We start from the raw sequence: 24,986 nt of genomic DNA, 5'->3' as shown, positions 1-24,986 counted from the left end.
TTCCTATCGGAAAAACCGATGGTAATTACGTTTTATTTAACGGAAGTATGGCAGAAAATGCCGATACGACATCAACGGAACGAGGTTGAAACGTGTTGCAGAACAAGAAATCGCTGCGTGAACGCCTGGCGCACGCCCTGTGCTTCGAGATCATCGCGGTGGCGCTGTGCGCGCCCGCGCTGGCCTGGATCATGGGCAAGCCGCTGCTGCACATGGGCGCGCTGACGGCGGTGATCTCGCTCATCGCCATGCTGTGGAACATGGTCTACAACGCCGGGTTCGAGCGCGTGGAGCGCCGCCTGGGCTGGGTACGCGACACCCGGGTGCGGATGGTCCACGCGGTGGGGTTCGAGTCCGGCCTGATCCTGATCGTGGTCCCGCTGGCGGCGTGGTGGCTGAGCATCTCGCTGTGGGAAGCGCTGGTGCTGGATATCGGGTTGCTGCTGTTCTTCCTGCCGTATACCTACGTGTATAACCTGGCGTATGACCGGCTGCGTGTGTATTGGGCAGGGGAAACGTGTCCCGGCGCTTAAGCCAGGATTAAGCCCCGGCTGTCATCCTCCGCAGCAATGCGCCGGCCTTCGGCCGGCATACCGGGAGAACCGCTCATGACTCCGCAAGAACGCGCCCTGCTCGACAATTTCCTGGACCGCCTGGCTGGCGTCCGGGGCATGGACAAGGACCCCGAGGCCGATGCCTTGATCCGGCAACGCGCCGCCGGCCAGCCGGATGCGCTCTACCTGAGCATCCAGCGCGCGCTGTTGCTGGAACATGCGCTGGAGGGCGCGCAGGCGCGCATCGCCGCCCTGGAGCAGCAGGTGGGTGAACTCCAGGCCGCCTCGCGGCAGCAGCAGGAAGCCCGGCCCGCGCGCAGTTTTCTGGGCGGGCTGCTGGGCGGCGATGGATGGGGCAAGGCGCCGGCGCGCCCGGCACCCGCCGGCGGTTCCATGATCGGCAGCGATATCGGCCAGCGCCCCGAATACCGGCCCGCGGCGCCCGCGGCTCCCTATGCCGGCGCACCGGCCGCTGGCGGTGCCATGGGCAGCTTCCTGGGCAATGCCGCGGCCACGGCGGCCGGCGTGGCGGGCGGGATGTTCCTGTTCAATGGCATCGAGCACTTGTTGGGCGGCGGCGCGGGCCAGGCGGCGCATCTGGCCGGCAACGCCCCGGCTTCGGAGACGATCACGCAGAACGTCACCAACAACTACTACGGCAGCGGGAACGACGACCGCCCGGATACGGACGGCGGCGCGCAGGCCTATGACACGTCGGCCGACGATTCCTTCACCGACGATACGTTCTCGGACGATACGTTCTCGGACGATACGTTCTCGGACGACGACTTCGTCTGACGCCGCCCGCCAGGGCGCCTCAGGCCTGGTCCAGCGCGCGCACGTCGGCCCGCCGCCACCACAGCAGGGCCATGCCGGGCAGGGCGATGGCCACGGTGACCAGGAAGAAGGTGGCCCAGCCGTAGTTTTCCACCATGGGCGGGGCCAGCGGCCCGGCCAGGTAGGTGCGCCCCACGGCCGACAGGGCGGACAGCAGCGCGAACTGGGTGGCCGAGAAGCGGTGGTCGCACAGGCCCATGAGCAGGGCCACGAAGGCCGCCGTGCCCATGCCGCCGCACAGGTTTTCGATGCCGACGGCGGCGGCCATCAGCAGGATGCTCTTGGGGCTGACGGCGAGCAGCCAGAATCCCAGGTTGGAGACGGCCTGCAGCAGGCCAAACAGCATCAGCGACCGGAACAATCCCAGCTTCGCCAGCAGCGAACCGCCCGCCAGCGCGCCGATGATGGTGGCGCCCAGGCCGAGCACCTTGTTGATGGTGCCGACCTCGGTGGCGGAGAAGCCCGCGCCGCGGATCAGGAAGGCGGTGGACAGGCTGCCGGCGAAGGCATCGCCCAGCTTGTAGAGCACGATCAGCACCAGCAGCACGATGGCGCCGGGGCGGCGGAAGAATTCGACCAGCGGCCCGGTCACGGCCTCGGCCAGCGTGCGGGGCGCGGCCGCGGGCGTTTCGGGTTCGGGTGCCCACAGCGTGGCCAGGACGGCCAGCCCCATCAAGCCGCCCATCAGCACGTACATGTTGCCCCAGCCCAGCCAGCTGTCGGCGATGACGAGGGCGAGGCCGCCCGACACCAGCATGGCCAGCCGGTAGCCCAGCACCGACACCGCGGCGCCGGCGCCGCGTTCTTCCTTGCGCAGCACGTCGGTCCGGTAGGCGTCGAAGGCGATGTCCTGCGAGGACGAGCAGAAGGCGACGAACACGGCGATCAGCGCCAGCGGCAGCAGGGCTTCGCTGGGCGAGAGCAGGCCCATGGCCATGATGGCGAGCGCCAGCAGCAATTGCGTGACCACCATCCAGCCGCGCCGGCGGCCCAGCAGCGGCGGCGTATAGCGGTCCATCAGCGGCGCCCACAGGAACTTCAGCGTGTAGGCCGAGCCGACCAGGGTCAGGAAGCCGATGGCCTGCAGCGACACGCCATCCACGGTGGCCCAGGCTTGTAGCGTGCCGCTGGTCAGGGCCAGGGGCAGGCCGCTGGCGAACCCCAGGGCCAGCAGCGGCGCGACGCGCCGGTTCGTGTACAGCGACGAGGCGGCCGCGGGCGCCTCCGGGCGGGCGCTCAAAATATCTTTCCGCTGCGGCCGTAGTCCAGAACGATCCAGTTCAGGGCGGCGACGAGATCCTGCGCCGTGCCGGACCTGAACGCTTCGTCGAGCCGGTTCATGTAGGAAAGGAGCTGGGTCTTCGCGGTTTCGGCGAAGGCGGGCGCGATGCCCTGGTCTTCATACAGCAGCACGTAGGAGCGGGCGAAACCGTAGATCAGGAAGTAGGCGGCGGCGTGTTCGGAATCGCTGGAGACCAGCGCCAGCGAACCTTCCTTGACCTTGAGGAAACTGTCGGTACCGGGGGCCTGGGCGGCGAAACGTTGGATCAGATCGGTGAAGTTCATAACACGAGGTTAGCGATAAAAGTCACGGAAGGCGGGAGATGCCGCCGTGGGCCTTGGACCATTCGGAAGTATGGAGCAGGAATCCTTCTACTTTTTCGATGTCGGCGGCGGTCAGGACCGTGCCCGTCCTGGCCTGCGCGATGATGTCCTGCCAGGTGGCCAGCGCATGCATCGTGACACCGATTTCTTCCATGGTACGCCGGCTTTCGACAAACGTATCGTAATAGAAGATGCTCAGGACGTGGGCCAGCTCCAGGCCCGAATCGCGCACCGCCTTGCAGAAGTTGCGCTTGCTCTGGCCGTCGGTGGTCAGGTCATCCACCAGCAGTACCCGCGCGCCGGCTTGCGCCATGCCCTCGATCTGCGCGTTGCGGCCGAAGCCCAGCGGCTTCTTGCGCACGATCAGCAGCGGCAGCGACAGCCGGTCGGCCAGCCATGCGGCATACGGCACGCCGGCCGTTTCGGCGCCGGCGATGGCATCGATGTCCTGCACGCCAATGCGGTGCCGTACCACCGCCTGCGCCGCGTCCACCAGCACCTTGCGCCCGGCCACCGAGGAGATCAGCCGCCGCACGTCCACGTACACCGGACTGGCCCAGCCCGAGCGCAGGATGAACGGCTTGCCCGAGCTGACGTGCACCGCCCCCGATTCCAGCAGCAACTGCGCCACCGTCGAGCCGATAGAGGTTTCTTCCATTTCACTGTTCCATTTAGGGGGGAGCAAACGACCCGGGGTCAGACCACCTTCAACATGCTACTGAGAAGTTCCGCCGCCTGTTGCCCTTTGTAGGCCCTCTCCCAGAGGTTTTCCACCATTTTCGTATAAAGCTCGACGGCCTCGGGCGCGGAGGTGACCTGCGCGATGCCGGTCGCGACGTTGGGCAGTTCGCCGAAGCGGAACGGGCTGACCGCCACGAACGAGGCGCTGGGCCTCTCGAACACCTGGAAGGTGGCGTTGGGCATGCTGTCGTCGACGATGCCGATCTGCATGTCCATGGGATGCGCGCGCAGGAGGCCGATGATCCGCTCGACCTCGCGCCGCGCCGCCAGCGAGCGCTCCATGCGCACCGAGGGCGGAAGGTCGATGCGCCCCACCAGCCCGAAGTGGACGAAGCGTTCGATCTCGCGCAGCCCGATCAGGCTGATGATGGGGGGGCGGCGCCGGGCGTAGGCCCGTTTGCGCTCGCCCAGGATCTTCATCAGGGCCTGCATGCGCTCGGATTCGATGCCGGGATGGGCCTCGTGCAGCATCTGTTCCAGGTAGCCGCCGTATTCGTCGGAGGTCAGCAGGAAGGAGATGGGCTCGAAATGGGCCATGATGCGCGTGGCGTCGGTCTCGAGCTGGCGCATGCGTTCGATGTACGCCACCGGGGAGGTGTAGTACTCCGCCCCCACGCCCAGCAGCGACGCCAGCGACGTGTCCAGGATGTGGGCCAGCCGCTCCAGCGTCTCGATCTTGACGATCTCGCCCTTCTCCATGCGGTACACCGCCGCCCGCGACACCCCCAGCTGGGCCGCGATGTCCTCGGCCCGCAGGGAGGCGCCTATCCGGTAGGCGCGCAGCCTTTCCCCGATGGCGTGGAAATCGACGGCGCGCGTTCTGGAAGTAGTGTTCATCGAAGCAAGTCTAAAAAATGAGAATCCTGAATGTCGAACCACGCTTGAGCTCCGCCCCGAAATCGAGCGGTACACCCTCCGATGCCCAGTATCAGTGCGGGTTTGCACTAATATCGTGCGCGCCGGGCAACATCGGGATTTACCTTATCAGCTTAGTGAAATTTCGCTTGAAAGGTAAGAAAAAGTGTCTTAGTCTAAAAAAAAAGACTTTCGGCGTAAATGGTTTTTGCCTGCTCCATGCCACAAGCATGTCCGACACGGGCCGTCTCCTCCAGGGGGCGGCGTCGGCGGGAGGCAGCGTCGCCGCCTGGCAGCACTTTTTGATCGATTGATACCTCTTCCTTTCGGAGATAGGAAATGGCAGACAAATACGCCGCGAGCCCCGGGGATATCCCCGCAGGCAAGGCGAACGAGGGCGAAGACTACGCCCGCAAGGCCGTCATCGCGTCGACGGTGGGCTATGCCCTCGACGGATTCGACCTTCTCATCCTGGGCTTCATCCTGGCGGCGATCTCGTCCGACCTGGGGCTGACCAGCACCCAGGCGGGGTCCCTGGTGACCTGGACGCTGGTGGGTGCCGTGGTCGGCGGCATCGTGTTCGGCTGGCTCAGCGACAAGTACGGCCGCGTGCGCGTGCTGAACTGGACCATCCTGCTGTTCGCGGTCTTCACCGGCCTGTGCGCGCTGGCCCAGGGCTACTGGGACCTGCTGGCGTACCGCACCATCGCCGGCCTGGGCCTGGGCGGTGAATTCGGCATCGGCATGGCGCTGGCCGCCGAGGCCTGCCGTCCCGAGCAGCGCGCCCGCATGAGCTCCTACGTCGGCCTGGGCTGGCAGGCGGGCGTGCTGGCCGCGGCGCTGGTCACGCCCATCCTGCTGCCCCTCGTCGGCTGGCGCGGCATGTTCGCCATCGGCGTGCTGCCGGCGGTCGTGGCCTTCGTCATCCGCCACTTCATCGGCGAACCGAAGATCTTCATCGAGAGCCAGAAATCCACGGCGCCGAAGGAGAACTCGTTCAAGCTGCTCGTGGCGGATGCCAAGACCACGCGGGCCAGCCTGGGCGTGGTCATCCTGACCTCGGTGCAGAACTTCGGGTACTACGGCGTGATGATCTGGATGCCGTCGTACCTCAGCAAGCAGTTCGGCTACTCGCTGACCAAGTCGGCGGGCTGGACGGCCATCACCATCATCGGCATGGCCTTCGGCATCTGGCTGTTCGGCCAGCTTGCCGACCGCATCGGCCGCCGCCCCATCTTCCTGCTCTACCAGGTGGGCGCGGTCTTGTCGGTACTGGCCTATTCGCAGCTCGAGTCGCAGTATGCCCTGCTGATCGGCGGCGCCATCATGGGCATGTTCGTCAATGGCATGCTAGGTGGCTACGGCGCCCTGATCTCGGAGCTGTATCCGACGCAGGCGCGGGCGACGGCACAGAACGTGCTGTTCAACATCGGCCGTGCGGTGGGCGGCTTCGGGCCGCTGGCCGTGGGCGCGGTGGCCGCGAAGTACTCGTTCAGCCATGCGATCGCGCTGTTGGCGTCGATCTATGTGCTGGACATCATCGCCACGCTGTTCCTGATCCCGGAACGCAAGGGCGCTGCACTGGAGTAAAGCCCCCCCCTACGCGCTGACGCGCGCCCCCCAGGGGGCGGCACCAGCGGACCGGCGGAGCCGGATCCGCGGTGCCCAAGGTTGGTAGTTATCGAGCGCTGGGGAGTTTGCAGCGCAGAGGAATCAGAATGGAAGTTTTGTCGTCCGAATCGCATGTCGGGTGTTGCGCCGGACCTGCCGCGCCGGATACGCAGGGCGTGGTGATCAGCAATGCATGGATCAACCGGGACTACAAACACCTGGTGCTGGATGCCGGGTTGCCGGCGGCCGGGGCGAAGGCGGGGCAGTTCTTTCATCTGCTGTGTCCTTCCACCGAGCAGGATTCGCCGTTCTTTCGCCGGCCCATGAGCACCTACCGGGCCGATCCGGCCACGGGGCGGGTGGAGTTCCTGTACAAGGTCACCGGCGCGGGCACGCGCGGGCTGGCCACGCTCGAGGCGGGCGACAAGCTGCCGATGCTGGGGCCGCTGGGCGTGGGGTTCACGCTGCCCGAGGGCGCCCGCAGCATCGTCGTGCTGGGCCGCGGCGTCGGGCTCGCGACACTGGCGCCCCTGGCCGAGCTGGCGGCTGTCGCGGGCGTGGGCGTGACGGCCATCCTCAGTGCGCGCGATGCGGCCAGCCTGATGTCGCAGGACCGCTTCGCGGCCATCGGGGCGACCATCGTCGAAGTCACCGACGAAGCCGGCACCAGCTCGGTCGAGAACGTCGAGCGCCTGCTGCGCGAGCTGCATGCCGCCGGCCGCGCCGATGCGTTCTATACCTGTGGTTCGTCGCGCCTGACCCTGCTGATGCAGCGCCTGGGCGCCGAGTTGTCCGTGCCGGGCGAAGTGGCGATGGAGCAGCAGATGGCCTGCGGCATCGGCATGTGCTATTGCTGCGTGCGCGCCTTCCGCGAAGGCGACAAGCTGGTCAGCAAGCGCGTCTGCTGGGACGGTCCCGTGTTTCCCCTGGCGGAGGTGGCGTGATGATAGACCTGTCCGTGGATGTAGGCGGACTGCGCCTCTCCAATCCCGTGATGCCGGCCTCGGGCACGTTCGCCGATGGCCTGGCCAACACCATCGATTTCAACCGCCTGGGCGCGTTCGTCACCAAGACCATCACGCACGAGAAGCGTACCGGCAATCCGGTCCCGCGCGTGGCGGAGGTGCACAGCGGCATGCTCAATGCCATCGGCATCCCCAGCAAGGGTTCCGACTATTTCATCCGCGAAAGCATCCCGTTCTACCGGAAGTTCTCGCCGCCGCTGGTGGTCAGCATCTCGGCGCCGTCGAACGACGGCTTCGCGCGGCTGGCGGCCGAACTGTCGCAAGTCGAGGGCGTGGCCGCCATCGAGGCCAACATCTCGTGTCCCAACATCGAAGAGGACGGCAAGGCTTTCGCGATGCATGCCCGCTCCACCGCAGCGGTGGTGAAGGCCCTGCGCGCCTCGACCTCGCTGCCGCTGTGGGTCAAGCTCACGCCCAATACCGGCGAGATCGCCAACGTGGCGCGCGCGGCGCAGGAAGAGGGCGCCGACGCCATCGTGGCCGCCAACACCATCCTGGGCATGGCGATCGACATCGACACGCGCCGGCCCAAGCTGGGCAACGTCATGGGCGGCATGTCGGGTCCGGCGATCAAGCCCATCGTCGTCCGCATGGTGTACCAGTGCCACCGCGCGGTCTCGATTCCCATCATCGGCTGCGGCGGCATCTCCACGGCCGAGGACGCGATCGAATACATGCTGGCCGGCGCGAAGGCCGTGCAGGTGGGAACCGCCACCTTCATCCATCCCACGGCCATGATCGACGTGATCGACGGCCTGGTGCAGTACTGCCGGCGCAATGGCCTGCCCAGCCTGCAAGGACTGGTGGGGGCGGTGGAGGACACCGGCTTCGTGCCTTTCGAGGCGATGGCTTGAGGGCGACATGACAGCAGCAACCACGATGGCCGGTGCCAAGGCCGTTCCCGGGCGGCAGGACGCGATCGATCTGTTCGAGCGGATCCGCCTGCTCAGCTTCGATGGCGTCGGCGTCTCGCGCGAGAGCTACGGCCCCACCGAGACGGCCGCGCTGGACGCGCTGGTCGAGTGGGCGGGCAGGCATGGCATCGCCGCGCGGACCGATCCCGCCGCCAACGTGGTGTTCTCGCTGGCGCAGGCGGGCGACCAGGCGCCCATCGTGTGCGGGTCGCACGTGGATTCGGTGCCCCAGGGCGGCAACTATGACGGCCTGGCCGGCGTCATCGCCGGCCTGCTGTGCCTGAAGCGGCTCAAGGACGAGGGCGTGCGGCTCGCGCATCCCTTGTGGGTCGCCGGCATGCGGGGCGAGGAAAGCGCGTGGTTCGGCAAGGCCTACATGGGGTCCAGCGCCATCCTGGGCAAGCTCAAGGCGGACGACCTGGCGCTGCGCAACAAGCGCAGCGGCCGCACGCTGGCCGAGGCCATGGCCGGCGTGGGCGCCGACGTGGACAGCATCGCCGCCGGCAAGCCGGTGCCCTGGGTGTCGGGCGTGCGCGCCTATCTGGAACTGCACATCGAGCAGGGGCCGCTGATGGTGGCCCGCAAATGGCCCACGGCCATCGTCTCGGGCATACGCGGCAACATCCGCCACAACCTGGTGCGGTGCATAGGCGAGCCCGGCCATTCCGGCGCCGTGCCGCGCTGGCTGCGCAACGACGCGGTGTTCGCGGTGTCCGACCTGCTGATGCGGCTGGACGAGCACTGGCGCGTGCTGCTGGAACGGGGCAATGACCTGGTCGTGACCTCGGGCGTGATGGGCACCGACCCGGCCGAGCATGCCGTCTCGCGCATTCCCGGCCGCGTCGATTTCAGTTTCGAGGTGCGCAGCGAAAGCACCGAGACGCTGGAGGAGTTCTACCGCGTGATGCGGGGCGAATGCGACGAGGTGGCGCGCCAGCGCGGCGTGCGCTTCGAGTTCGACCGGCGCATCGAATCGGCCCCGGCCACCATGGATGCGCAACTGGTGCAACTGCTGCTGGATACCTCGGCGGACCTGGGCTTGCCGGCCGAGAAGATTCCCAGCGGCGCGGGGCACGACGCCGCCCTGTTCGCCAACGCCGGCATCCCCTCGGGCATGATCTTCATCCGCAACGAGAACGGCTCGCACAATCCGGCCGAGGCCATGGAGATCGACGACTTCATGGCGGGCGTGGACGTGCTGTACCGGTCGCTGCCCAAAGTGACCTGAGTCCCCTAGCGCGAACCCAGGGCTTCGATGACGGCCTCCCGCAGGGCCTCCGAGGCCGCCGTGGGCGCCGCCGCGGCGCGCATCATCCAATGCACCTCCCAGCGCGTGTCGCCGTGTTCGATGGCGCGCACGTCGTAATGCGCCGCATCCAGATGGCGGGCGGCGAACGCGGGCAGCAGCGTCATGCCCAGGCCGCACCGGACCATTTCCAGCGCCGTCGAATAGAGCCTGACCTCCTGCACCGCGTTCAGCGCCACGCCCGCGCGCGACAGCTGTAGAAACACCTCGCGCCATTGGCCGCTGACCCGGTCCGTCAGGATCACCTCGGCGTGCTGCAAGGCCCGCCATTTCATCCTGCGCCCGCCCGCCGGGGCCGGGGGGGCCTTGCCGCGCGCGTACACCGCGTGCATGCGGTCGCGCACCAGCGGTTCGGTGCGCAGCATGGTGGCCAGGGCGGGGCTGGTGCCGGGGGAGCCGATGGCGACGTCCACTTCGTCCGCCGCCAGCCGCTGCGAAGCCTGTTCCACCGGCACGTCCAGCACCTCGACCGCCACCAGGGGATGCCGCGCGCGGAACAGGGCGAGCGCGCGCGGGAAGAAGGTGGCCGCGGTCAACGGCCCCACGGCCACGCGGATGCGGCCGCCCTGAAGTTCGCCGACGCTGCGCAGTCCGGCCACCGTGCGATGGATGTCGGCCAGCACGCGGTTGGCGGTTTCACACAGGGTCTTGCCCGCGGCCGTCAGGCGCACCGTCCGCCCCCGCTCCACCAGCATCACGCCCACCTGCTGTTCGAGTTCCTTGATCATCACGCTGACGGCGGACTGGGTCAGCGCCAGCGCATCGGCCGTCGCGGTGAAGCTGCCGGTGTTGGCCAGGGTCGCGAGCGCATGGAGCTGACGGAGTGTGACCATGATTTTTATGAATCCATGGATTAGAAAAATGAATTTTATTAATTCATGGGCTTGCTGGATACTGGCCCTTCGCTTTCATGGCCGACCCGCAACATGGCTTCTTCCCTTCTCTTCCGCTTCGCCGTCATCGCCGACAGCCACGTCAATCCTTCGGAGCAGGACAACATCTCGCCGTTCGAGTCGCATCGGCTGACCAATGAGCGGCTGCGGCATACCGTGGCCATGCTCAACGCGCTGGCGCCGGCCTTCGTCGTGCACGTGGGGGACATGATCCATCCGGTGCCCGAGGCCGTCTCCTATCCGCAGGCCGTGCGGCAGTTCCGCGCCACCATGGCGGCGCTGGCCTGTCCGGTCCATCTGGTGCCCGGCAACCACGACGTGGGCGACAAGCAGGCCGACTACGTGCCGGCGGGCGCCATCCGTCCCGAGTACGTGGAGCTGTACAGCCGGCATTTCGGGGAACATTTCTACGGCTTCGACCGGCAGGGCTGCCACTTCGCCGTCATCAACACCTCGCTCATCAACTCGGGGCTGCCGCAGGAGCGCGAGCAGGCGGCGTGGCTGGAGGCAGACCTGGCGGCGCACGCGGGGCAGCGCATCTTTCTGTTCATGCACTATCCGCCCTTCGTCGCCACCCGCGACGAGCATGGGCATTACGACAACATCGACGAACCGGGACGAAGCTGGCTGCTGGACGTCGTCGAGCGCCACAAGGTGGCGGCGGCGTTCACGGGCCACGTCCACAACTTCTTCCTGAACCGCCACGCGGACACGAATTTCTACCTGATGCCGTCCACCGCCTTCGTGCGCGCCGATTATTCGGAAACGCTGCACGTGGGCCAGCCGCCCGAGAACGAGAACGGCCGTAACGACGTCGCCAAGCTGGGGGTCATGGTGGTCGACGTCCATGAAGAGCGGATCGTGACGCAGTTTCTCCGCAGCTTCGGCGGCGGATCGGATCGGTCGGCCGCGCAGCGCGACTGGCCGCGCCTGCCTCCCTCGGCCGGCGAACTGCCCGCGCCGGGCGTGGAACTGCGCCATGGCTGGACCGTGCTGTACGACATTCCGTACAGCAGCATGCTGGACGAGTTCCGGCGCAAGCGGGCGCGCAACGACTACCCCATCCTGGCGCTGTGGGAGATGGGCGTGCGCCGGCTGCGCGTGCCGCTGGACGATTTGCTCGACGCGGGCTCGCGCGCACGCGTGGAAGCGGTGGCCGAGCAGGGCTGCCGCTTCGCGGTGTTCCATTTCGGCTGGCCGGACGAGGCCGCGCTGGACGTCGTGAGCCGGCATCGCCACCTGTTGGACGGGCTGGAGCTGGTCCTGAGATGGCCGCCCGCGCCCGACCTGGAGGCGCGGCTTGCGGCGGCACGGGAGCGCGCGGGCGTGCCGCTCGTCCTGTCGCGCTTCTGGAACGCTTCGGGCGAGTCGCGCGACGGCAAGCAGATCAAGCTGCTGGTGGACCATGGCTTCACGGTCGACGACGACCTGCCCGCCACCGCGCAGGTGGACGGCCTGGTCTTTCGCATCGCCCGCGATACCTGCGCGCGCGAGGGCATCGCGCGCGCGGCCGCCGCGGCCGAGGGCAGGGGCCTGCGCGCCCAGGTGCACGTGCGGCTGGCCGACGACAGCCCCGCGCAAGCGCAGTACGACGAATGGCGCAATACCTGCCGCGTGCTGGAGACGGCGCTATGCAGCCACTTCCACCGCGACCATCGCGTTTTTCTGGACACCCTGGGTGACGTGGACCGCGGCTACTTTCCAAGGGCCGGACTGATCGACCGCCGGGGCAATCCGCGCCTGCCCGGCCGGACGCTGCGCAACCTGAACGGCGCCTTGTCGGAGCTGCCGCCGCTGCGGGTGCTGGACTGGCACGAGACCGCCGATGGCCTGCTGGGCGAGGCCCGCGCGGGCGACGCGGTATTGCTGCTGCCCCTGCCGGAAACGTCCGACCGGGCCTGGCAGGGACCGATGCCGAGCCTGCCGGACCACTACCGGGGCTATCGCGTGGACCTTGGCACCGGCGCTCAGACCGCGGTGGAAGGGGACACCGGCCGTCCCATCCGTTGCGAGGCCGGCGAGCCGGCCTTGTGGGTCCTGCACCCGGCGCCCTGAACGCATCGCCACCCAGAATGTCTCGATTCACGAGGGAGAATGCCATGATGTTCCGATTGTCCTGTCTGACCGCCATCGCCCTGCTGTCTGCCCTTCAGCCGGCGGCGGCCCAGTCCTATCCCGCGCGGCCCCTGAAGGCCGTGGTCCCCTTTCCCGCGGGCGGTGCCATCGACGTGGCCGCGCGGCTGGTGCTGGAAGGCATGGCTGCCTCGCTGGGCCAGCCCGTCGTGGTCGAGAACAAGCCCGGCGCCTCGGGCAACATCGGCACGCAGCAGGTCGCCCGCGCGCCGGCCGACGGCTACACCCTGCTGCTGGGCGCGGCGGTGAACACCGCCGTCAGCCCCGTCATGTATACGAAGCTCGACTACAGCGTGGACAAGGACCTGGCGCCGCTGGCCCAGTTCGGCAACGCCGCCAACCTGATCTATGTCCACCCTTCCTTCCCGGCCAGGACGCTGCCCGGCGTGCTGGAAGAACTCAAGCGCCATCCCGGCAAGTACGCCTACGCATCGCCCGGCAGCGGCACGACCGTCCACCTCACGATGGAGCTGCTCAGGGCGCGCCAGAACCTGGCCGTGCAGCACGTGCCGTTCAAGGGCAGCCCGGCGGCGATATCCGCGGTCGCGGGCGACCAGCTGAAACTGGGCATAGACGCCGCGGGCCCCACGCTGCCTTTCGTACAGGGCGAGCGCGTCGTCCCCGTGGCGGTGACGGCCTCGAAACGGCTGGCGGCCCTGCCCGATGTACCTACCTTCGCGGAAGCCGGCGTGAACGTCGCCCTGCCGTCGTCCTACCTGGGCTTCTACCTGCCCGCCGGCGTACCCGCGGGCATCGCCGAGCGCCTGGCGGCGGAGGCCGAGAAGGCCCTGGCGCGGCCCGAGGTTGCCGGCAAGCTGCGGCAACTGGGCGTCGAGCCCGAGTTCCTGGGCCCCCAGGCCTTCGCCGCCAAGGTCAAGCAGGAGCGGGCGATGTGGGCCGAGGCGGTCAAGTTGTCCGGGGCGACCATAGACTGAGGCTCAGGCCAGCTTCCAGTCGTAGTCGACCGTCAGCGGCGCGTGGTCGGAGAACCGCTCTTCCTTGTAGATGGCCGCCGCCTTCGCCGTGCCGGCGATGCCCGGCGTGGCGATCTGGTAGTCGATGCGCCACCCCACGTTCTTGGCCCAGGCCTGGCCCCGGTTGCTCCACCAGGTATAGGCCTCGCCGGTGGTCTCCGGATGCAGCCGGCGGTACACGTCCACCCAGCCGATCTCGTCGAACACCTTGGTCAGCCAGGCGCGTTCCTCGGGCAGGAAACCGCTGTTCTTCTGGTTGCTTTTCCAGTTCTTCAGGTCGATTTCCTGGTGCGCGATGTTCCAGTCGCCGCAGATGACGAACTCGCGGCCGGTGTCGCGGTGTTCGGCCATCAGGCCCGAGAGCCAGGGCGCGAAGCGGTCCAGGAAGCGGTATTTGGCCTGCTGGCGCTCGTCGCCGCTGCTGCCCGAGGGCAGGTAGGCGCTGACCACGGACAGGCCGGGCCAGTCGATGCGCAGGATGCGGCCTTCGGCGTCGAATTCTTCCTTGTCGAAGCCGCTGATGACCGATTCGCAGGCGCGTTTCACGTAGGCGCCCACGCCGCTGTAGCCCTTTTTCTGGGCCGGGAAGAAATGCCCTTCGTAGCCCGGCGGGTGGCGCATGTCGTCGGTCAGGTCGGCGTCCTGGGCCTTCAGTTCCTGCAGGCAGACGACGTCGGCGCCGGTTGCGCCGAGCCAGGGGAAGAAGCCCTTGCGGGAAGCCGAACGGATACCGTTGAGGTTGATGGAAACGATGCGCAGCAAGACCGGCTCCTGGAAAAAACGGATGACCGGCCGAATTCTACGCGGTGTGTCCGGGCGCCGCCGGGGTCAGTCCTGGTCGGGCGGGCCTTCCTCGTCATGGCAGGCGCGCCGCAGCTTGTGCAGCGTCCGGTACAGCACCTGCCGTTCTTCGTTGTCGAGCACGCGGATCATGGCGGCCTGGGCGCGCTGGGCGACCGGCATGGCGCGGTTGTACAGCGCCTGGCCATCGGCCGAAAGCCGGCAGGTCAGCCCCCGGCGCGGCGAGCCGGCCACCGGTTCGAGGATGACGAGGCCGCGCGTCTCCAGCAGGCGCATGGCGCGGCTGACCAGCGATTTGTCGGTTTCCGACCGTGTGACCAGTTCCGAGAAGGGCAGGCATTGCGCCTCGGCCACCACCGACAGCATGCGCCATTCGGCCATGGTCAATCCGAACTGGTCGGAATAGGGCAGGGTCACGACCCGGCGCAGCGAGTTGCCGGTGCGGACCACCAGCGTGGTGATGAAGTCGTCCACGGACAGGCCGGTGCCCTGTTCGTCGATGTCCGTCCAGGGGTCGCCGCCGGTGGACGGGGTACGCGGGGGGGACTTTTTTTTCGGGGGCATGGATGAGCTGGTTGGCGAGAGGGGGGCCGGCGTGGGACGGAGGATTATTTCATAGTGCCCTGGACGTTATGTCTGAATGAATATTTCGAAATCCAAGGGAATTTTGTTCCGGCTTGTCAATCGGTACAATCTTAGTGTTGATGCATCAACAAGAAAAGTGGATGATCGCGTTTCCTGGGTGAACAGATGTTTCACTAGTGAATCGGTGTTTGTATCTATCCGTACCCGATCGTCCCTTTCGGAGCCAGTGATGAATCTCTATCGCCGCCAGATGCTTGCCGCCGCCATGGCGATCACCACCTGCTGTGCCGGCCTGGGCGTCGCCCAGGCGGCCGGCTATCCCGCCAAGCCGATCACCGTCATCGTGTCGTATCCGCCGGGCGGCGACACCGACGCCATCGCGCGCCTGTTCGCCGAAAAGCTGGGCGAGCGCCTGAAGCAGTCGGTCATCGTCGAGAACAAGGGCGGCGCCGGCGGCACGGTGGGCAACGGCTATGTCGGACGTGCCGCGCCCGACGGCTACACGCTGCTGTTCACGCCCAATCCGTTCACCACCGCGCCCATGGTGCTGGGCCTGTCGCCCGCCCAGAGCTACGACGTGCTGAACGGCTTCGAGCCCATCAACCAGACCGCCGTGCAGCCGCTGGTGCTGGTGGCCAATCCCAAGACCGGCTTCAAGACGGTGAAGGACATGATCGATGCCGCGAAATCCGGCAAGACGGTGTCCTACGCCACCCCGGGCGCGGGCTCGCCCATGCACGTGATCGCCGAATGGCTCAACCGCGAGGCCAAGGTATCCATCCAGCACGTGCCGTACCGCGGCGTGGGACCGTCGGTGACCGACGTCGTCGCCGGCCATGTCGATACCGCCTGGGTCACGCTGGGCCCGGTCTCGCAGTACTTCGCCACCGGCCGCCTGGTGCCGCTGGCCATCGGCGATGCCAAGCGGTCGCCGCTCGCGCCCAATATCCCGACCCTGGTCGAGTCCGGCTACAAGGACATCGTGGTGGGATCGTGGAACGGTTTCTTCGCGCCCAAGGGCACGCCCGCCGATGCCGTCAAGCTGCTGAACGGCCACCTGAACGAGATCCTGAAGCAGCAGGACGTGATCCAGAAGCTGGCCACCTACGGCGCATTTCCGCACGGCGGCGAACCCGCCGAACTCGGCCGCACCAATGCACGCGAGTATGAAGTGGTGGGCGGCATCATCAAGTCCCTGGGCATCAAGGCGCAGTAAGCCCGCCATGCAGGGACCGAGCAACAGGAGTTCAGGATGAACGCATCCACGCTGGGCAAGGCCATTCCCCAGGTCAATGCGCGTTCCAAGGTGTTGGGGCGCGCGCAATATGCCGGCGATGTGAAGGTCGCCGGGATGCTGCATGGCAAGGTGCTGCGCAGTCCCTATCCGCATGCGCGCATCGTTCGCATCGACACTTCGGCGGCGCTTGCGCTGCCGGGCGTCAAGGCGGTGCTGACGGGCGCGGATGCGCCGCGCGCCATGTGGGGGGTGCATCACAAGGAGCGGCGCATCCTGGCCGAGGGCGTCGTGCGCTTCGCCGGGGAAGAAGTGGCCGCGGTCGCGGCCACGACCGAGGAGATCGCGCGCGATGCCCTTGACCTGATCTTGGTCGAGTACGAGGAACTGCCGGCCATCCTGACGCCCGAGGAGGCGTTGGATGAAGAAGCGCCCGGCGTGCATCCCGGCCGCAACAATGTTTCGCACGAGATCAAGTTTCATCTTGGCGACGTGGATGCGGGGTTCGCCAAGGCGGATCTCGTCTACGAGGCGACATACGACTGCCATGCCCAGTACCCCGGGTATCTCGAACCCATGGCGACGGTGGCGACCATCGATCCGGATGGACGCCTCCAGGTATGGACCTCCACGCAATCCATATTCCAGGCGCGGATGCGCCTGGCGGCGGCGCTCGAGATGCCCGTCTCGGACATCCGTGTCATGCAGGCCACGACCGGGGGCGGCTTCGGCGGGAAGATGGTTGAGGATGCCAACAATCTGATCGCCGGCCTGCTGGCGGTCAAGACCGGCCGGCCCGTGCGGGTGGTGAATAACCGCCTGGAGGACTTCCTGGCCTGCTGTTCCAGCGTGCCCGAGCGCATCACGTTGAAGCTGGGCATGGCCAGGGACGGCCGCATCGTCGCCAAGGACGTGCGCATCGTTGCCGAATGCGGCGCATACAGCGGCCTGTCGGCCGAGGTGATGCACGTGACGGCCATGCGAAGCGACAATATGCATCGCCTGGAGAACGTGCGATCGCATGCGACGCTGGTCTATACCAACAACCCGCCGCATGGCGCGTTCCGAGGCTTCGGCGGCGCGCAGATGCAGTTCGCGCTCAACAGCCACATCCATATGATGGCTGAGCAACTGGGACTGGATCCGGTGGAGATCCACAAGCTCAACGCGCACGAGGCGGGGGACACCTCGATACATGGCTGGAAGATAGGCAGCACTGGTTTGCGAGAATGCATAGACCAGTGCATCGACGCCATCCAGTGGAAGGCCAAGCGCGCCGGCAAGGGTAATCAGGCCAGGGGCTCCAGGCCTCGCGGCGTCGGCATGGCCGCCGCGATGCACGTCAGCGGAAACCGCACCATCGGCAACTGGGACGGCTCGACGGTGATCGTCAAGATCAACGAGGACGGCCGCGCGGTGATCCACAGCGGCGAATGCGACATGGGGCAGGGCGCCATGACCATGCTGAGCCAGGTCGTCGCCCATGAGTTGAACATCCCCCTGGACCACGTGCACGTGGTCGCGCCGGATACCGACATTTCGCCGTACGCCATCGGCTCGCTGGCCTCGCGCGTGACGATCGCGGCGGGCAATGCGGCCATTCTGGCCGCACGCAAGGCACGCGAGGCGCTGATCGGGCTTGCCGCCACGAAGCTGGAGGTCCCGGCCGACGACCTGGAGATCGCGGACGGCTTCATCCTTTCCCGGAACGCGCCCGGCAAGCGCGCCTCCATCGCCGAAATCGCCAGGCTGCACATCTGGCGCCACGACGGCGAAGGCCTGCAGGTCAGCGCCACCTGGGATGCCAAGACCGTCATGCACGGCGACGTCCACGGCAACATCGCGCCGGCGCATTCGTACGCGGCGCAGGCCGTCGAGGTTGAGGTCGACACCGAGACCGGCCGGGTCACGGTGCTGGATTCCTATGTGTCGGACGACTGCGGCAAGGCCTTCAACCCGCTGGCCGTCCACGGCCAGAGCAACGGCGCGGCGGCGCAGGCCATGGGCTGGGCGCTGTACGAGCAATTGCAGCTGGAGAACGGCCGGCTGGCCAACGGCAATTTCGCCGACTACAACATGCCCACCGCCGATTCCATCCCGCTGCTGCGCTCGGGCATCGTGGAGTCCAACGATCCCAACGGACCCTACGGGGCCAAGGGCGCGAGCGAGACGGCCATCCTGCCGGGCGCGCCGGCCATCGCCAACGCGGTCTACGACGCCATCGGCGTGCGCATCACGGACCTGCCGATCACGCCCGAGAAGGTGCTGGCGGGCCTGCGCGCCCTGCGCCAGGCGCGCGAACAGGAACAAGGAGGCTCCCGCCATGCGTGATTTCGATTTCCTCGAGCCGGCATCGGTGGCCGAGGCCAGCCGCATGCTGGCGGACCTGGGCGAGGACTGCCGGGTCATGGCCGGGGGCACGGCGCTGATGCTGGCCATGCGCCAGCGCATGCTGGTGCCCTCGCACATCGTCTCGGTCGCGCGCATCGAGGCCTTGCGCGGGATCCGCTTCGATCCCGTGGATGGCCTGCGCATAGGCGCGCTGGTGCGCCACACGGACGTGGCCGATTCGGCCGTCGTGAAGCAGCACTATCCCATGCTGGCGGCCATGGCGGCCCAGGTCGCCAATCCCCAGGTGCGCAACCAGGGCACGCTGGGCGGCAACCTCTGCTATGCCGATCCGTCCACCGATCCGCCCACCTGCCTGATGTCGCTGGGTGCGCGCGTTGTCCTGGGCAGCGCGCGCGGCCAGCGGGAGCTGTCCATCGAGGAATTCCTGGTGGACTACTACGTGACCGCCATCGAACCCGACGAGATCGTGGTCGAGATCCGCGTGCCGGCGCCGCCGGCCGACTTCTCCGGCCGGTACACCCGCTTCCTGCGCACCGCCGCCGAGCACCGGCCGCTGATCGGCCTGTCGCTGGCCACGCGCCGCAGCGGCGGCACCTGCCGCGAGGCCGTCCTGACGGTGGGCGCGTCCACGCCCATCCCCTGCCGCGTGCCGCGCGCCGAGCATTTCCTGGCCGGCAAGACCATCACGCCCGAAGTGGCCGCCGAAGCCGCGGACATCGTCGCGGCCGACATCCAGCCCGTTTCCGACGCGCGGGGTTCGGACGAATTCCGCCGCGACATGGTGCGGGTGGTCGCCAGGCGCACCATCGCCGCGCTGTATGGGCTGGCCACGGACTGAGGAAGAATCATGAGCAAGCACCTGATCGAAGTCACCGTCAACGGTGAAAAGCACAGTGCCGAAGTCCCCGCGCGCCGCATGCTGTCGGATTTCCTGCGGGACGACCTGAACCTGACCGGCACCAAGCGCGGCTGCGAGACCGGCATCTGCGGCGCCTGCTCGGTGCTGGTGGACGGCGAGGTGGTCAAGTCCTGCCTGTCGCTGGCGGTCCAGGCCAACGGGCGCAGCATCACGACGGTGGAGGGCCTGGCCAAGGGCGGCGAACTGCATCCCCTGCAGCAGAGCTTCATGGAATGCGGCGGCCTGCAATGCGGCTACTGCACGCCGGGCATGCTGATGACGGCCTGCCATCTGCTCGAGCGCAACCCCCGGCCCACGGCCGACGAGGTCCGCGAAGGACTGAACGGCAACCTGTGCCGCTGCACGGGCTATGCCCAGATCGTCGAGTCCATCCTCGACGCTTCGGAGAAAATGCGTGGAAATTGAAAAAGTCTTAACGGTGGCGGCCCCGGCCGCCAAGGTCTGGGACATGCTCCTGGATCCCACGGTGATGGCCAGCTGCGTGCCCGGGATGAAGTCCATCGAGGTGGTCAGCGACGTCGAGTACAACGCCGTCATCCACGTCAAGATCAGCTTCATCAGCGCCAAGTTCAAGCTCAGGACGCGCATCGTCGAGCAGCGCGCCCCCGAATACCTGCGCGCCGAAGGCACCGGCGAGGACTCCTCGGTGGCCAGTTCGCTGAAACAGCAGAGCGAGATCTTCCTGACGGCGCTGCCCGACGGACAGACCGAGCTGCGCACCAAGGTCACGGTCGACGTCGTGGGCCGGCTGGGCACCTTCGGCCTGAGCGTCATGAAGACCAAGGCCGACCGGATGTGGGAAGAATTCAGCCAGAACCTGGCGGCCCGCCTGGCCGGCGGCGAGATTTCCGGCGCGGACCAGGTAACCATTACGCGCAAGGAGCCCCAGGCGCCGGGAGGCCCGGCTGAGGCGGCCGCGCAGGCGGCGCCCGCCCGCGCCCCCGTCCGTGCGGCCGCCGCGGCCAGTCCGGCCGCCCCCGTGGCCGCCCCGGAGCCGGCCTTTGCCGCCCCGGCCGCACGGGTCAACGGCCAGGAAGCCAGCCGCGCCTCGGTCTCCGATGGCGGCTGGTGGTCGCGCCTGCTGGGGGGCCGCGGCGGCTCCGGGCGCAGTATCCACATCGAGCTGCGCCGTGGCGATACCGCCCTGACCGTGGACTGGCCGGTGGAGGAGGCGGGCAAGTGCGCCGCCTGGCTGCGGGACGTTTTGAAGTAGATTCGCCCGGGGGCCCCGAGCCGTTTTACAATCACGCTGGCCCATCGCGCCGCCGGGGGAAGGCCTTCCCCCGTGCCGTTGTGACTTCGTACCGTGACCGCCGTGCCCCAGACCGCTACCGCCCCCCGTCCCGCCGACACCGAGCCCTCGATCGACGAGAGCCGTTTCCGTACCGATTTCGTCCGCTTCGCCACCGAGCTGGGCGTGCTGCGATTCGGCGCGTTCACCACCAAGGCGGGCCGGCTGAGTCCCTACTTCTTCAACGCCGGGCTGTTCAACAGCGGCGCGGCCGTGGGACGGCTGGCCGAGTTCTACGCCCAGGCGCTGCTGGCCTCGGACGTCGAGTTCGACATGCTGTACGGCCCGGCCTACAAGGGCATCCCGCTGGTCACCGCCACCGCGGTCGCGCTGGCCGCCCGCGGCCGCGACGTGCCCTTCGCGTTCAACCGCAAGGAAGCCAAGGACCACGGCGAAGGCGGCTCGCTGGTGGGTGCGCCGCTGGAAGGCCGCGTGGTCATCATCGACGACGTGATCTCGGCCGGCACCTCGGTGCGCGAATCGGTGCGCCTGATCCAGGCCGCCAAGGCCAAGCCGGCCGCCGTGCTGATCGCGCTGGACCGCATGGAGCGGGTCGGTCCCGACGACGCCCTGTCCGAGCACTCGGCGGTGCAGGACGTGGTGCGCACCAACGGCTGCCCGGTGGTCAGCATCGCCTCGCTGGACGACATCCTGGACATGATCCAGCAGGGCGGCGGGGGCGGGGAATTCGAACAGCACCGCGAGGCGGTGCTGGCGTACCGAGCGCGCTACGGGGTGATCTGAACCTGATCCACCGCTGGCGCGGTCATCAGCTCGGCTAGAGACATGACTTCGGCGTATTTCTGCCGCAGGTCGAACAGGCTTGCCTGATGAGGCCCCCAGGCGCGGTCTCCGACACAATCCGAAACGACAACCGGGACGAAACCCGCGCACATGGCGTCGAGGGCGCTGGCGCGGACGCAGCCGCTTGTCGTCGCTCCGGTCACGAGCAACGTCCGGACGCCACGCTGCGCCAGCCAGGGCGCCAGGTTCGTGGAGTGGAAAGCGGATGGCGTCGTCTTGCGCAGCACCAGTTCTCCCGCGATGGGGGCCAGTGCGTCGACCACGGCGCTTTCGGGCGCGTGTTCGGTCAGCCGCAGCAGCCCCGGAACCTTCTGGCTGAACAGGTTGGCATCCGCGCCGTCGTTCGCGTACACGACGCGGCTGTAGGCGACCGGCCACCGCCTGATTCGGGCTTCGCGTAGCAGCAGGACAGCGCGTGCTATCGCCTGTTGGATAGCGAGGCTGCCGAACAGGGCTGGATCGGCGAAGGCGTTGACGAAGTCGACCACCAGCAGCCCGATGGGGGGCTGGACGTCGAGGGTCGCGCCGAAACCCTGCCGGGTGTAGATGTCGTCCATGCCGGCCTACTGACTGTTCGCCGCGCCGGCGAACTCGATTAATTGTTTCGCGATTCGCGTTTCCCGTTCGAGGCGGTCCGCCAATTGCTGGCGGCTGCCCCCCAGCGGCTCGGCGCCTGCCTGACGGATGGACGAGGATACCGCCGCGTCGTCGAGCGCCTTTTGCGCGGCATCGTGCAGACGTTCAACGATGGCTTCCGGCGTACCCGTCGGAGCGAACAGCCCGAACCATCCGAGCGATTCGTAGTCCGGCAGCTGCAATGCCTCGGCCACGGTGGGAACGTCCGGCAGCATCTTAGACCGTTTCGACGATGTCACCGCCAGCGCGCGTATGCGCTGGTCCTTGATGAAAGGCAGGGCCACCGGAAGATTGACGAATCCGACTTGCAGGATGCCCGCGATATGGTCGGTCGCCGCCTGGGCATTGCCGCGATAGGTGACATGGGTGAGGCGGATGCCGGTTTTCTGTCCAAGCAGTTCGGCGGCAAGATGCCCCGAACTGCCCAGCCCGGTCGTACCGTAGTTGAAGTCGCCCGGCCGCGATCTGACCAGTTCGATGAGTTCGGGCAGCGATTTCGCCGGCACCTGCGGGTGGACGGTGATCACGTTCGCGATTTCTCCGACTTCGATGACGGGAGCCAGATCCGATGTCGGCTTGAACGGGAATTTCTTGAACAGCCAGGGATTGGCCGCCAGCGGCGCCCCGTTGATCAGCAGCGTATAGCCATCCGGTGGGGCCTTGGCGACATGATCGCTGCCGATGTTGGTGGCGGCCCCGGGGCGATTCTCGACGATGACGGGGCGCCCCAGCGTCTGAGGCAGGTGCTTGCCCAGAGCACGTGCCAGCATATCTATGCTGCCGGCGGCGGCGGTCGGAACGATGATGTGTATCGGCCTGGAGGGATAGTCGTCGCTGGATTGCGCGAAGGCGGGGGTGGCCAGCAAGGTGAGTCCGGCGACAAGTCGGCGGAATTTGTATGGGGTCATGACATTTCCTTGAGTGTCGGAACTCAGTGCTCCATCAACAAACTGCCGAAGCCGGCGACCTTGTCCTGGATACCGGCCGCTCGAAGCGCATGCCAGTAGGTCGCGGTATTGATGGCGATGACGGGCTTGCCGAGAAAGATCTCGGCGGCGCCGGCCAGTTTCACCATGGACAGGTTCGTGCCGACCTGGACGATTGCATCGACGTCGTCTCCGTCGAGTTCCTGGATGGCTTGGCGGCATTGCGCATCGGTGGTGTGGGCGATCCGTACCGGGCCGGGGCAGCGCAGGCAGATGTCGCGCACGACCTGGAAGCCGCAGTCATGGTAGAAACGACGCACGTGCTCATTGGCAACGGGGAAGTACGGTGACAGGAACGCGATTCTCCTGGCGCCGTATCGGTTGAGCGCGGCTTCGGTGGCGAAGGAGCCGCAGGAGACACCCACGCCGGCATGCGCCGTCATCCGGGAAAGATAGTCGGCGGCGGCCGATCGGCCGCCCCAGAATGTGGCGACCGACATCCCCATGGCGAGGTATTGCATGTCGCAGCTCTTCAGGGCGTCGATGGCGTCCAGCGTTCCTTGTTCGATGTTGCGGACCATGGCGACGAAATCGTCGTCGCTGGCGACGGGGTCGTTGGGAATGCGTATCCTGCTGTAATGGTTGGTGACGCCCGCAGGGCGCATGCCGTCGAAGTCGGGCTGCACGATGGTGTTGGTCGACGGCCCTATCGAGCCCATCTTCAGGCGATAGCCGAGGTGGTCCATGTCTCCCCTCCTTGTATTCAGTGGATTTCCGCCGCCTGCCGCAAAGCGTCGAGCATGGAGCTCTGCCGCAGATAGGTCCGGGCCAGGCCGGGATCCGCGGCGGTCCTGCGCAATTGGTCCAGATGCTGCCGGCGTGCGGCGGGGTCGCGCTCTTCCAGGTGTTTCTTGTTCTGCGCCGTGCCGGCATTGATGTATTCGATGGCAATGGAGCGGCGCTGGCGCTCGTAGCGGTCGAGCAGGGCTGGATCGCCGCCGCGCAGAACCTCGATGAGCTTGTCGCTCAGGTTGAACGCGTCGTGCAAGCCACCGTTCATCCCCATTCCGCCGAGCGGATTGTTGATGTGCGCGGCATCTCCCGCCAGCAGTATCCGGCCGTGCCGGAACCGTGCGGCCACCCGTTGATGGACGCGATAGATGGTCCGGTGGATCGTCCGGTAGGGCGCGGGCCTTGTCGCCAGCCGCTGCAGATGGCTTTCTATCGAGTCGTCGGCCAGCAGCGCCTTGTCGTCGATGTCGGTTGCGACGGGGAACAGTACCCGCCACATGCTGGGAACACGCAGCAGGACGCACCATTCGTCGGGGTCGGAAAAGTAATTGACATACGAGATGCCCGTGAACCGCTCCGCATATTCGAAGTCGGTGGAGATGAACAGAAACCGTTCGGGATAGGTGTATCCCTCGAAGGCGATACCGGCGCTTTGACGTACGGTGCTCCATGCGCCGTCGGCGCCCACGACATAGCTGCCGCGGTGGGAAACGGTTTCGCCGCCGCAGCGGCCACGCAGCGTGACGCCGTCCTCGTCCTGGTCGACATCGGTGACTTCCGTCCCGAGGCTGATCGTGGCCAGAGGATGTCCCGACAGTCTCTGCGCAAGCATGTCGGTCAGTTTCCACTGCTCGCACTGAAGGCGAAAGGGGTGGCGCGTTTCGCCGGCGAGCAGCGAGAGATCGAAGTCGGCGATCAAACCCTCTTGCCTGTCCCACTGCTGAGTGTGGGCCGCCACCAGACCGGCGCCGACCAACTCCTCGGTCACGCCCAGGCGGGTCAGCATGTCGAGCGTCGGCGGATGAAAGGTTGACGCCCTCATGTCCCTGGGTTGTTCCGGACTGCGTTCCAGAACATGGACCGGGATGCCTGCGTCGGCGAGCAGTAGGGCGCTGGCAAGTCCGACCGGGCCTGCTCCGACAATGAATACCGTGGACGCGGCCATGATTCTCCTTCTCGATGATGTGGCGGGTATTGA

General features: G+C 67.2%; 25 protein-coding genes. 14 read left to right on the top strand and 11 right to left on the bottom strand.

Features of this window, described 5'->3' with window-relative positions; translation table 11 throughout:
• Window positions 1-92: 92 nt before the first annotated feature.
• Entirely contained in the window at window positions 93-533 is a 441-nt protein-coding gene (locus tag CDO46_RS12730; RefSeq protein ID WP_087838842.1) for a multidrug/biocide efflux PACE transporter, read from the top strand.
• Window positions 534-608: 75 nt separating this feature from the next.
• Complete coding sequence (locus CDO46_RS12725) at window positions 609-1,352, top strand: DUF2076 domain-containing protein (RefSeq protein WP_087839097.1); 744 nt, start codon at window positions 609-611, stop codon at window positions 1,350-1,352.
• 19 nt (window positions 1,353-1,371) lie between these two features.
• Here the strand turns inward: CDO46_RS12725 and CDO46_RS12720 are convergent, their stop codons facing one another.
• Genes CDO46_RS12720 through CDO46_RS12705 form a run of 4 tightly spaced genes read right to left on the bottom strand, consistent with a single transcriptional unit; the run spans window position 1,372 to window position 4,574 of the window.
• Window positions 1,372-2,631 carry a muropeptide transporter gene (locus CDO46_RS12720; RefSeq protein WP_243724507.1) on the bottom strand — a complete coding sequence of 420 codons (1,260 nt, stop codon included), beginning with the start codon at window positions 2,629-2,631 and terminating at the stop codon, window positions 1,372-1,374.
• A complete protein-coding gene (locus CDO46_RS12715; protein WP_087838841.1) occupies window positions 2,628-2,957 on the bottom strand; it encodes a hypothetical protein in 330 nt (109 codons plus the stop codon). Before CDO46_RS12715 ends, CDO46_RS12720 begins: the two co-directional genes overlap by 4 nt.
• A 22-nt stretch (window positions 2,958-2,979) precedes the next feature.
• Window positions 2,980-3,654, bottom strand: coding sequence for an orotate phosphoribosyltransferase (locus tag CDO46_RS12710; RefSeq protein WP_087838840.1), 675 nt, complete (start codon window positions 3,652-3,654; stop codon window positions 2,980-2,982).
• Between the two features lie 38 nt (window positions 3,655-3,692).
• Complete coding sequence (locus CDO46_RS12705; RefSeq protein WP_087838839.1) at window positions 3,693-4,574, bottom strand: helix-turn-helix domain-containing protein; 882 nt, start codon at window positions 4,572-4,574, stop codon at window positions 3,693-3,695.
• Window positions 4,575-4,931: 357 nt separating this feature from the next.
• Here CDO46_RS12705 and CDO46_RS12700 point away from each other — a divergent pair, with 357 nt between their 5' ends.
• The 4 genes from CDO46_RS12700 (at window position 4,932) to CDO46_RS12685 (ending at window position 9,370) form a co-directional block, all read left to right on the top strand.
• Window positions 4,932-6,182 (top strand): MFS transporter, encoded by a 1,251-nt coding sequence (locus tag CDO46_RS12700; protein WP_087838838.1) that lies wholly within the window; start codon window positions 4,932-4,934, stop codon window positions 6,180-6,182.
• Window positions 6,183-6,379: 197 nt separating this feature from the next.
• Window positions 6,380-7,147 carry a dihydroorotate dehydrogenase electron transfer subunit gene (locus tag CDO46_RS12695; RefSeq protein ID WP_207958626.1) on the top strand — a complete coding sequence of 256 codons (768 nt, stop codon included), beginning with the start codon at window positions 6,380-6,382 and terminating at the stop codon, window positions 7,145-7,147.
• Entirely contained in the window at window positions 7,147-8,082 is a 936-nt protein-coding gene (locus CDO46_RS12690) for a dihydroorotate dehydrogenase (RefSeq protein WP_087838836.1), read from the top strand. Before CDO46_RS12695 ends, CDO46_RS12690 begins: the two co-directional genes overlap by 1 nt.
• Before the next feature lie 25 nt (window positions 8,083-8,107).
• On the top strand, window positions 8,108-9,370 hold the full coding sequence (locus CDO46_RS12685; protein WP_087838835.1) for a hydantoinase/carbamoylase family amidase: 1,263 nt from the start codon (window positions 8,108-8,110) through the stop codon (window positions 9,368-9,370).
• Window positions 9,371-9,375: 5 nt separating this feature from the next.
• Here the strand turns inward: CDO46_RS12685 and CDO46_RS12680 are convergent, their stop codons facing one another.
• The gene (locus tag CDO46_RS12680) at window positions 9,376-10,281 is read right to left on the bottom strand and encodes a LysR family transcriptional regulator (RefSeq protein WP_087838834.1); all 906 of its coding nucleotides are present in this window, start codon (window positions 10,279-10,281) and stop codon (window positions 9,376-9,378) included.
• 93 nt (window positions 10,282-10,374) lie between these two features.
• On the opposite strand from CDO46_RS12680, the gene CDO46_RS12675 reads away from it, so the two are divergent.
• Both CDO46_RS12675 and CDO46_RS12670 read left to right on the top strand, forming a co-directional pair.
• A complete protein-coding gene (locus CDO46_RS12675) occupies window positions 10,375-12,396 on the top strand; it encodes a metallophosphoesterase (RefSeq protein WP_176400731.1) in 2,022 nt (673 codons plus the stop codon).
• A gap of 44 nt (window positions 12,397-12,440) precedes the next feature.
• Window positions 12,441-13,409, top strand: coding sequence for a tripartite tricarboxylate transporter substrate binding protein (locus tag CDO46_RS12670; RefSeq protein ID WP_165963141.1), 969 nt, complete (start codon window positions 12,441-12,443; stop codon window positions 13,407-13,409).
• Window positions 13,410-13,412: 3 nt separating this feature from the next.
• Here CDO46_RS12670 and CDO46_RS12665 read toward each other — a convergent pair whose 3' ends face one another.
• A complete protein-coding gene (locus CDO46_RS12665) occupies window positions 13,413-14,210 on the bottom strand; it encodes an exodeoxyribonuclease III (RefSeq protein WP_087838831.1) in 798 nt (265 codons plus the stop codon).
• A gap of 66 nt (window positions 14,211-14,276) precedes the next feature.
• Window positions 14,277-14,813 carry a MarR family winged helix-turn-helix transcriptional regulator gene (locus CDO46_RS12660; protein WP_087838830.1) on the bottom strand — a complete coding sequence of 179 codons (537 nt, stop codon included), beginning with the start codon at window positions 14,811-14,813 and terminating at the stop codon, window positions 14,277-14,279.
• A gap of 250 nt (window positions 14,814-15,063) precedes the next feature.
• On the opposite strand from CDO46_RS12660, the gene CDO46_RS12655 reads away from it, so the two are divergent.
• The 6 genes from CDO46_RS12655 (at window position 15,064) to pyrE (ending at window position 21,374) form a co-directional block, all read left to right on the top strand.
• Window positions 15,064-16,050, top strand: a complete 987-nt coding sequence (locus tag CDO46_RS12655; RefSeq protein ID WP_087838829.1) for a tripartite tricarboxylate transporter substrate binding protein — start codon at window positions 15,064-15,066, stop codon at window positions 16,048-16,050.
• Between the two features lie 36 nt (window positions 16,051-16,086).
• Window positions 16,087-18,399 carry a xanthine dehydrogenase family protein molybdopterin-binding subunit gene (locus CDO46_RS12650; RefSeq protein ID WP_087838828.1) on the top strand — a complete coding sequence of 771 codons (2,313 nt, stop codon included), beginning with the start codon at window positions 16,087-16,089 and terminating at the stop codon, window positions 18,397-18,399.
• Window positions 18,392-19,258 carry a xanthine dehydrogenase family protein subunit M gene (locus tag CDO46_RS12645; protein ID WP_087838827.1) on the top strand — a complete coding sequence of 289 codons (867 nt, stop codon included), beginning with the start codon at window positions 18,392-18,394 and terminating at the stop codon, window positions 19,256-19,258. The genes CDO46_RS12650 and CDO46_RS12645 overlap by 8 nt, the downstream gene beginning before the upstream one ends.
• A gap of 9 nt (window positions 19,259-19,267) precedes the next feature.
• On the top strand, window positions 19,268-19,744 hold the full coding sequence (locus tag CDO46_RS12640; RefSeq protein WP_087838826.1) for a (2Fe-2S)-binding protein: 477 nt from the start codon (window positions 19,268-19,270) through the stop codon (window positions 19,742-19,744).
• Entirely contained in the window at window positions 19,734-20,552 is an 819-nt protein-coding gene (locus CDO46_RS12635) for a CoxG family protein (RefSeq protein WP_087838825.1), read from the top strand. The genes CDO46_RS12640 and CDO46_RS12635 overlap by 11 nt, the downstream gene beginning before the upstream one ends.
• Window positions 20,553-20,702: 150 nt before the next feature.
• Entirely contained in the window at window positions 20,703-21,374 is a 672-nt protein-coding gene (pyrE, locus tag CDO46_RS12630; protein ID WP_087839095.1) for an orotate phosphoribosyltransferase, read from the top strand.
• Here pyrE and CDO46_RS12625 read toward each other — a convergent pair.
• From CDO46_RS12625 to CDO46_RS12610, 4 genes are all read right to left on the bottom strand, one after another.
• Window positions 21,359-21,991, bottom strand: coding sequence for an isochorismatase family protein (locus tag CDO46_RS12625; RefSeq protein WP_087838824.1), 633 nt, complete (start codon window positions 21,989-21,991; stop codon window positions 21,359-21,361). The genes pyrE and CDO46_RS12625 overlap by 16 nt on opposite strands.
• 6 nt (window positions 21,992-21,997) lie before the next feature.
• Complete coding sequence (locus CDO46_RS12620; protein ID WP_176400730.1) at window positions 21,998-22,936, bottom strand: tripartite tricarboxylate transporter substrate binding protein; 939 nt, start codon at window positions 22,934-22,936, stop codon at window positions 21,998-22,000.
• A 65-nt stretch (window positions 22,937-23,001) separates the two neighbouring features.
• A complete protein-coding gene (locus CDO46_RS12615; protein ID WP_087838822.1) occupies window positions 23,002-23,742 on the bottom strand; it encodes an arylmalonate decarboxylase in 741 nt (246 codons plus the stop codon).
• Between the two features lie 17 nt (window positions 23,743-23,759).
• Window positions 23,760-24,953, bottom strand: a complete 1,194-nt coding sequence (locus CDO46_RS12610) for an NAD(P)/FAD-dependent oxidoreductase (RefSeq protein WP_087838821.1) — start codon at window positions 24,951-24,953, stop codon at window positions 23,760-23,762.
• Window positions 24,954-24,986 lie beyond the last annotated feature (33 nt).

The sequence above is a fragment of the Pigmentiphaga sp. NML030171 genome (genome assembly GCF_002188635.1).
GTDB lineage: Bacteria > Pseudomonadota > Gammaproteobacteria > Burkholderiales > Burkholderiaceae_B > Pigmentiphaga > Pigmentiphaga daeguensis.
The sequence above is the reverse complement of the archived record's forward strand: the minus strand, read 5'-3'. Positions and strand labels throughout refer to the sequence as shown.